The sequence below is a fragment of the Streptomyces sp. SID14436 genome (assembly GCF_010548465.1).
In the GTDB taxonomy this organism is placed as follows: domain Bacteria; phylum Actinomycetota; class Actinomycetes; order Streptomycetales; family Streptomycetaceae; genus Streptomyces.
In genome coordinates, this window is record NZ_JAAGMD010000539.1 from 1 (window position 1) to 4,436 (window position 4,436).

At 75.1% G+C, this 4,436-nt stretch carries 5 protein-coding genes; 3 read left to right on the forward strand and 2 right to left on the reverse strand.

The window, feature by feature from the left end:
- Nucleotides 1-120 precede the first annotated feature (120 nt).
- Complete coding sequence (locus G3I53_RS19040) at nucleotides 121-927, forward strand: class I SAM-dependent methyltransferase (protein WP_164338297.1); 807 nt, start codon at nucleotides 121-123, stop codon at nucleotides 925-927.
- Entirely contained in the window at nucleotides 924-2,000 is a 1,077-nt protein-coding gene (locus G3I53_RS19045; RefSeq protein WP_164338296.1) for a prenyltransferase, read from the forward strand. Before G3I53_RS19040 ends, G3I53_RS19045 begins: the two co-directional genes overlap by 4 nt.
- A gap of 55 nt (nucleotides 2,001-2,055) precedes the next feature.
- On the opposite strand, the gene G3I53_RS19050 is transcribed toward G3I53_RS19045, so the two are convergent.
- Complete coding sequence (locus G3I53_RS19050; protein WP_164338295.1) at nucleotides 2,056-2,349, reverse strand: hypothetical protein; 294 nt, start codon at nucleotides 2,347-2,349, stop codon at nucleotides 2,056-2,058.
- Between the two features lie 145 nt (nucleotides 2,350-2,494).
- On the reverse strand, nucleotides 2,495-3,307 hold the full coding sequence (locus G3I53_RS19055; protein WP_164438580.1) for a DUF2249 domain-containing protein: 813 nt from the start codon (nucleotides 3,305-3,307) through the stop codon (nucleotides 2,495-2,497).
- A gap of 73 nt (nucleotides 3,308-3,380) precedes the next feature.
- Here G3I53_RS19055 and G3I53_RS19060 point away from each other — a divergent pair, with 73 nt between their 5' ends.
- Nucleotides 3,381-4,385, forward strand: a complete 1,005-nt coding sequence (locus G3I53_RS19060) for a helix-turn-helix domain-containing protein (protein WP_164438581.1) — start codon at nucleotides 3,381-3,383, stop codon at nucleotides 4,383-4,385.
- The last annotated feature ends 51 nt before the right edge of the window (nucleotides 4,386-4,436 follow it).

Here is a 4,436-nt window from a genome sequence, read left to right on the forward strand (position 1 = left end):
CCCGGCGCCCGCCCGGCCGCGCGGCACGCGGGTCACCGTCCCGCCGGCCTCCGCGGCTCCCGCGGCCACCGTTCCTCCCCACGATGTTGAAGGCGTCAACTCTCCCGAAAGCAGGGCCACGTGCTGACCGTCGACTTCTCCCGGTTCCCGCTCGCCCCGGGCGACCGTGTTCTGGACCTCGGATGCGGTGCCGGACGGCACGCGTTCGAGTGTTACCGGCGCGGGGCGCAGGTCGTGGCGCTGGACCGGAACGCCGAGGAGATCCGCGAGGTCGCCACCTGGTTCGCGGCGATGAAGGAGGCCTGCGAGGCCCCGGCCGGCGCCACCGCCACCGCCATGGAGGGCGACGCCCTCGCCCTGCCCTTCCCCGACGAGTCCTTCGACGTCGTGATCATCTCCGAGGTGATGGAGCACATCCCGGACGACAAGGGCGTCCTCGCCGAGATGGTCCGGGTCCTCAAGCCCGGCGGTCGCATCGCGATCACCGTGCCGCGCTACGGGCCCGAGAAGGTCTGCTGGACCCTGTCCGACGCCTACCACGAGGTGGAGGGCGGCCACATCCGCATCTACCGCGCGGACGAACTGCTGGGCAGGATCCGCGAGGCGGGCCTCAAGCCCTACGGCACCCATCACGCACACGCGCTGCACTCGCCGTACTGGTGGCTGAAGTGCGCCTTCGGGGTGGACAACGACCAGGCGCTGCCGGTGCGGGCGTACCACAAGCTGCTGGTCTGGGACATCATGAAGAAGCCGCTGGCCACCCGGGTCGCCGAGCGGGCGCTGAACCCGCTGATCGGCAAGAGCTTCGTGGCCTACGCGACCAAGCCGCACCTGCCGCGCACCGAGGCCGGGGCCGGGGCCGACGCCGGGACGGAAGCCCGAACCGCGTCCCCTTCCGGAGCCGGGTCGGAGGCGGCGGCGAAGTGACCACTCCCCGGACGGAACACCTGGTCCTGACCGGGGTCCTCACCGCGGGTCAGGCCGCCGAGACCGTCTCCGGCATCCTCGCCGGGCAGCGGCCCGACGGCGCGATCCCCTGGTTCCGAGGCCACCACCTGGACCCCTGGGACCACGTCGAGGCCGCGATGGCCCTGGACGCGGCCGGCGCCCACGAGGCCGCCGAGCGGGCGTACCTGTGGCTGGCCCGGCACCAGAACGAGGACGGCTCCTGGTACGCCGCCTACGCCGACGGCGACCACCGCGACGTCACCGACCGCGGCCGGGAGACCAACTTCGTCGCCTACGTCGCCGTGGGCGTCTGGCACCACTACCTGTCCACCGGCGACGACGCCTTCCTGGACCGGATGTGGCCCTGCGTGTACGCGGCCGTGGAGTTCGTGCTCCGGCTGCAGCAGCCCGGCGGGCAGATCGGCTGGCGGCGCGACGACGACGGCACGGCCACCGCGGACGCCCTGCTCACCGGCTCGTCCTCGATCCACCAGGCGCTGCGCTGTGCCCTCGCCATCGCCGATCAGCGCGACGAACCGCAGCCCGACTGGGAGCTGGCGGCGGGCGCGCTCCGGCACGCGATCCGGCACCACCCCGAGCGGTTCCTGGACAAGGACCGCTACTCCATGGACTGGTACTACCCGGTCCTGGGCGGCGCCCTCACCGACGAGGAGGCCAAGGCCCGCATCGAAGAGGGCTGGGACCGCTTCGTCGTCCCCGGGCTCGGGGTGCGCTGCGTGATCCCCAACCCGTGGGTCACCGGCGGCGAGTCGGCCGAACTGGCCCTGGCGCTGTGGGCGATGGGCGAGTCCGACCGCGCGCTGGAGGTGCTCCAGTCGATCCAGCACCTGCGGGACCCGGAGACGGGCCTGTACTGGACGGGCTACGTCTTCGACGACCGGGCGATCTGGCCGCGGGAGCTGACCACCTGGACGGCGGGCGCCCTGCTGCTGGCCGTCGCCGCACTCGGCGGTCACGAGGCCACCTGCGCGGTCTTCAGCGGCGAGCACCTGCCCAGGGGCCTGGACCCGGACTGCTGCGCCCTGCGCTGAGCCGCCTCCCGGCCGCTGCGCCCCGCGCCGAGGGCGGGGTCAGCGGCGGTGCGGGTCAGCGGCGGTGCAGGCGGTTGGCGACGGCGTGGCCGATGAACAGGTAGACCACCGCGGCCAGTCCGTAGCCCGCGACGACCCGTGCCCAGGCCTCGTCGAAGGTGAACAGGTCACGCGACCAGCCGGCCAGCCAGTTGGCCGCGTCGTGGACGAACTGCACCAGGGCGTTGGCCCGGTTGGCGTCCAGCAGGTACATCACGATCCACAGGATCAGGATGACGGCCATGATGTCCGCGATCACCGCGACGACCGTCCCTGCCGAGGTGGAACCAGTGCGATAGCGAGGGGACATGCTTTCCGTCTGGCCCCGGAACCCCGGTTGAAACCCGGAACCTCCCGGGCGTCCCGGGGGAGTTCGGCGACGGGGCGTGGGCCCGCCGCCGCCCGGGGCGGGCCGGGGCGGCGGCGGACGGTGACCGGCGTGCGGGAGCCGCCGCTCAGTGGTGGCTGAGCAGCAGGCGCCACGCCTCGGGGCCCCGCTCCAGGTACTCCACCGTGAACGTGTCGGGGTGCCGGCTCTCGATCTGCCGCAGCAGCGGCAGCGGGTCGTGCGGCGCCACCAGCACCAGCGCCCGGCCCGCGGGCACGGCGGACAGCGCCCCGAAGACCGTCGCGTGACGGATCGCGTGCGGGACCTCCCGCACGTCGAGCTCGGGCGCGTCGACGTCGTCCGAGCCGCCGCAGGCGCAGCTCCCGCCGCAGCCGCCGCCGGACCCGGCCTCCTCGCCCTCCGCGCCGTGCTCGTGGCCGTGGGAGTGGCCGTGCTCGTGACCGAGGAGTTCGTGCATGCCCGCGAGGAGCCCGGCCAGCGAGATGTCCGACGAGGCGGCCAGCAGGGGCAGGACCAGCGTGTTCTCCTTCTCCAGGTGCTCCTCGAACATCACCTGGAGAGCGCGGGCGTCGGCCGCGGTCCGCACCGGGGAGCCGGTGGTGCGCAGGGCGTCGACGAGAGCGGTCAGCCTGCGGTGCTCGGCCAGCATGCCGTCGATCAGCAGCCGCGCCTCGGGCAGGTCGCGGGCGGCCGGGTAGAGGGTCCGCTCCTCGGCGGCCGCGTGCGGCAGGAGGTCCCGGTCGCAGAAGCCGACCAGCGCCGCACGCACGGTCTCCGCCTCGGCCGGGTCGCCCTCCGCCGCCGCGAGCAGCATCGTCACCCGCCCGGCCAACTCGCCCGCCAGCTGCTCGTGATGGGCCTCGACGGCCTCGGCGGCCGCCGCGTCCTGGGGGTCCGATGCGATGGTCAGGGTGCTCATGACGGCGCGTCCTTCCGGCGGTGGACGACCCGTCCCGGTCGGTCCGGGTCGATGTCTGCAATATAGTACGGACATGGCCGTGGAAAATAATGGACCGCTTCCCGGCAGTGGCGCGGACCGGCTGCCGCTGTCCCGGCAACGCCGCGGTGTCCTGCAGTACCTGCGCGGGCAGTCCGGCCCGGTGACGGCCACCGCCCTCGCGCAGGTCTGCGCGCTGCACGTCAACACCGTCCGGGAGCACCTGGACGCCCTGGTGGACGACGGTCTCGTCGTCCGCGAGCGGTCGGCCCCGGCCGGCCGGGGCCGACCCGCCCAGCTCTACCGGGCGCGGTCACCGCAGGCGTCCCCCGCCCGGGAGTACGCGGGACTCGCCGCCGTCCTGGCCGCCCGCATCGCCCGGTCCGCCGCCGACCCGCGCGCGGACGCCCTCGCGGCGGGCGAGGACTGGGGGCGCGTCCTCACCGCCGGTCAGGAGCCGAGCGCGGATCCCGGAGAGGCCCGGCGCCGGGTGCTCGGCCTGCTGGCGGAGATCGGCTTCGCGCCCGAGGCGGACGACGAGGCCCGCCGGGTGCGGCTGCCGCGCTGCCCCTTCGTCGAGACGGCCCGCGAACACCCCGGGGTCGTCTGCGGCGTCCACGAGGGACTGACCCGGGCCGCCCTGGCCGCCCTGGGCCCGGAACCCCAGGACGTCGACCTCCTCCCCTTCGCCGAACCCGACGCCTGCCTCCTGCACCTGGCCGGCGGCCGCCCGGGCCCGGGACGCCTGCCGCGGACCCGCCCGGCGGACGACGGTCCCGGGGCGTCGGACATCGGCCTCGGGGCGTCGGACATGGGCCTCGGGGCCTCGGGCGGCTCCACGGGGTCCGGCGGTGCCACGAGGGACGGCGGTGCTGCGGGGGCCGACGGTTCCATGGGGGCCGGCGGTGCGGCGTCTTCTTCGGCGTCCGACGGCTCCACCGCACCCGGCGGCTCCAGGGAGCCGGGCGGTTCGACCGCACCGCGTGGTTCCACCGCCCCCGGGGGCGCCTCCGCGCCCGGTGACCCGGAGGCACCCCACGCACCCGGGGAGCCCCGGTGACACCGGCCCCCGGTCCCGCCGACCACGGAATCCCCGGCCCCGCCCCCGGCC